This window comes from Raoultella sp., from assembly GCF_039594335.1.
Lineage (GTDB): Bacteria > Pseudomonadota > Gammaproteobacteria > Enterobacterales > Enterobacteriaceae > Klebsiella.
In genome coordinates, this window is sequence record NZ_JBCNNS010000246.1 from 1 (window position 1) to 3,538 (window position 3,538).

Consider the following 3,538-nt stretch of genomic DNA (forward strand, 5'->3'; position numbering starts at 1 on the left):
TCCTGATGAACGAACAGGTGGCTGGAGAGCAATTTAATCAGGGCGTTGCATCCATCGGTTGCAGACACTGCGTAGAGCTGATCGTATTGGCACGACACTGAATGGTCTGGCGCCATCAGCACTTTCGCAGACGGTTAACTAAGCTGCCTGTTCAGGCTAGTTTATCCCGGTGCAATGCGCCGGTAAAAAAAGTCCCCTTGAGCAGGTACTCTCAGGGGGAAAATACTTCATGACATGATTGCTGTGTGCGACGTTGTACACTAGCCATCATCCAGGAAAATTCCTGGTGTTACCAGATGTTTCTGGTCTGAACAGTTACGTGACGAAACTGGTCGTTGCAGGAATGGCGTGTTCCGGCTCTGTATACAGGCTGGAAACGGAAAGCGCGGGCGGGCTGGTGAGTGAAACACGCGGGAATAACGGACTGCTAACAGCGATGCGCCAATGATGGGGAGTATTTCAAGATGGAGCGTCTGGATTGCGGACGGCTCAATATCAGCTACTGAGCCGGAATGAACTCAAAAAATATTTTCCAGTAGTTCCGCTTTCATCGTGGCTTCAAAGGGAATAATTTCCGCTTTAGCAATATTGAATTTTTGGAATGGATCCTGGCTAAGGCGGGCTTCCAGAGATTCAAGGCTGTCACATTTCGCGAGAATAACACCACCATTACGCGGAATTCGCCTTCCTGAGGTTAAAAACACCCCCTCTGAGTAACCTTTCTTCAACCACTCAACATGTTCTGCTATTTGAGCGTCAACGTCTTCTAATGGTTTTATATAAGTCAGAATAACCACATAAATGATACTCATGTCAAAGCCCTTGTAAAAGAAAGCCTTAGAATACCAGCGCCAGGAAAGGGAAGGAGAAGAATAACTTCCCGCGATCATTGGCGAAGATTGGCTTATCGACCACATCAAATGGAGCTGGTCACGTCAAGGCCGATATTGCAAGTCACGATGTTCAACCGGCGTTCGCTAAGAGTGAATAGCTAAGAAAAAGGGTTGCGCCATCCTGAATTATCCCCGGGCCAGTGCCGCTTCCGCCTGGATACGACCAATCCCGCTTGCTGCGCCTGTGATGAAGCAGATTTTCGCTGCCATGATCAGCTCATGTGTTGAAAATGTCATTCCATCATTTGTCTGTCAACGGGTCTGACTGAGAATAATGCGGTCGAATATCCGATCTCCCAGCCAGACGCGCATGCGGATGAGCATTTTTGCAAACTTACCAGCGGCATACCGCGTACGCGGGTGACTGTTTTTAACTGCACGGGACACCACTTCCGCAATGACCTCCGGAGCGCTACCTGTACCTTGTCCGTAGTTTTTTTTTATCGACATGGACACCCTTTTCACCAGGTGACCATAAGGCCCGTTGGCCGAACGTCTGACAAGACTGGCACTGGCGGCATCGCCGAAGCCGGTCTCTATTACGCCCGGTTCAACAATCACGACCTTAATCCCGAACTCAGCGACTTCCAGCCTGAGGCAGTCTGACCAGCCTTCCAGTGCGTGCTTGGTTGCATGGTACCAGGCCCCCAGAATGCTGTACATCTTTCCCCCCATGGAGGTGATATTGACAATATGTCCGGAGCGTCTGGCCCTCATCGTAGGGAGCAGCAACTGCGTGAGCCGTGCGGCACCGAACAGATTGACCTCAAACTGATAGCGCGCTTCGTCAATCTCTATCTCTTCTACGGGTCCATAGAGGCCAAAACCGGCATTGTTGACCAAAACATCAATCCCACCGGTTTGGGCCAGAATGGTGGCTACGCCGGAGACAATTTCCTCATCGACAGACATATCCATCCGCAGCGACCGTGCGCCAAGACTGACCAGGTCAGTCATTTTTTCGACATTACGGGCGGCAACGTACACCTGATAGCCATCCTGAATCAGACGACGGGCAATGGCCTTACCCATGCCGGACGAAGCGCCGGTGACCAGCGCGGTTTTCTTTTCCTGAGTAAACATAGGCACCTCAATGAATGAACTGCGCCCAGTTTGCCTGAACAGATGACTTATCTGTCTTGCGATCTGCGCCAGATGGCTTGCTAAAGGCGTCACGCGGCGCAGGAAGTGCGCCTCTTTTAGAGACATGGAAACGCTGCAACGCCGACCTTATGAACGGCAGTTTTTCGACGAGAGCCCGCTAACCCAGCCGTCGTGCGGTTTAACGCCCTTTGACACCGTTAACAGCCTCAATTAATCATGGTGCCGGGTTCCTCTGACCGTTTCAGGAGTCTGGCCTGTCCAGGTCATAAAGGCGCGATAAAATGAATTGGGGTCTTCAAAACCTAGCAGGAATGCGATTTCGTAATCGGGCAGACGGGTGTTACATAGATAATGGCGCGCCAGATTTTCGCGGCAGGTATGGATGAGGGCGCGGAAATTTTTTCCCTCATCTTCAAGCCTGCGCTGCAGCGTGCGTTTGCTCATCCCCAGGCGCTCTGCGGTTTTTTCAATGGTGGCTTCGTTACCTGGCAACAGCTCCAGAAGTACCGCACGCACGCGTTCAGCGGTTGAAACCGTTACATCCAACTGGCTGAGGCGGCGTCGCAGCTCAGGTTCAAATACCTGCCACATCCCTTCATTCGCCGTTAAAAAAGGCCGCAGAGCATCAGTGGCGGCAAAGCGGATAGCAGGCTTTTCGCCGTGCGAAATGGCTGTACCGAAGAAGCGGGTAAAGTAACCAGCCTGCGCAGCCGTGGGAGGTTGCGGGAGTATGACGTTCAATGCCTTGATCGGTTCGCGTGTTGCAAGGCGTACCAGCCGCAGTAAAAACGCCAGCTCTGCGACCTGTAGAGATATGGGGATGTCAGTGGCTGATAGCCAGCGCGGCGAAACCGTCAGAATGCCGTTATGATCAACGGTCGTATCCAGCGCCATAGGGGCAATGAGTTGCTTATATCTGGCCAGCCGCTGGACCGCCTGCATCATATTAGTACTGCACAGCGCAGCGAAAAGCGGCGGATCAAACACGTCCGCAGAAACGTTTTCGACGAGGGGAAGGGGGAACGCTGGGTTATTTATTGCGCTTTCCAGGGCGTGCCACAAACGAATATATTCATCAGTGTCAAGACCGCGATCGGTTCTTGCAAACGTATCGTCTGGCAAGCCAGCTCTGCGCAGTATGTCTTCAGGCATAAGCCCGGCGTCTTTGAGCAGCGTTCTCCAGCCGATATTGAGAGAGAAAGTGCGGTTACGTGCCATACTCAGGTTCCTGAAGTGAAGATTTTACAGAAATAACGCTAGCATCATATTCTGTTAAATTTGAATGCTACATTCAAAATGCGCCATCATTACGGCCAGTTACGCCACCATTTATTATACGACCTGTCTGAATAACCATTTCGGGTCAGGGTCATTTGGGTTTAAGCAAGCCAAATACAGGTGGCGAAATTTGGGGGCAGATTAGGGGAAAATGGTTGTCCGTAGCTGGACGATGTGTTGAGTGCGTAGTGCTGGTCAGCAACGGCTGGTTGCAATCAGGAGCCGGGGGTAAACGGTGAAAACCAGGTAAAACGATGATCGGG

At 51.6% G+C, this 3,538-nt stretch carries 3 protein-coding genes; all 3 read right to left on the minus strand.

Annotation, left to right across the window (positions count from 1 at the left end; all coding sequences use genetic code 11):
- Positions 1–518: 518 nt before the first annotated feature.
- Positions 519–812 (minus strand): YciI family protein, encoded by a 294-nt coding sequence (locus ACZAHD_RS22380; RefSeq protein WP_462458688.1) that lies wholly within the window; start codon positions 810–812, stop codon positions 519–521.
- Positions 813–1,145: 333 nt separating this feature from the next.
- Positions 1,146–1,976, minus strand: a complete 831-nt coding sequence (locus tag ACZAHD_RS22385) for an oxidoreductase (RefSeq protein WP_462458689.1) — start codon at positions 1,974–1,976, stop codon at positions 1,146–1,148.
- A 231-nt stretch (positions 1,977–2,207) separates the two neighbouring features.
- Positions 2,208–3,215, minus strand: a complete 1,008-nt coding sequence (locus ACZAHD_RS22390) for an AraC family transcriptional regulator (RefSeq protein WP_462458690.1) — start codon at positions 3,213–3,215, stop codon at positions 2,208–2,210.
- Positions 3,216–3,538: the final 323 nt, after the last annotated feature.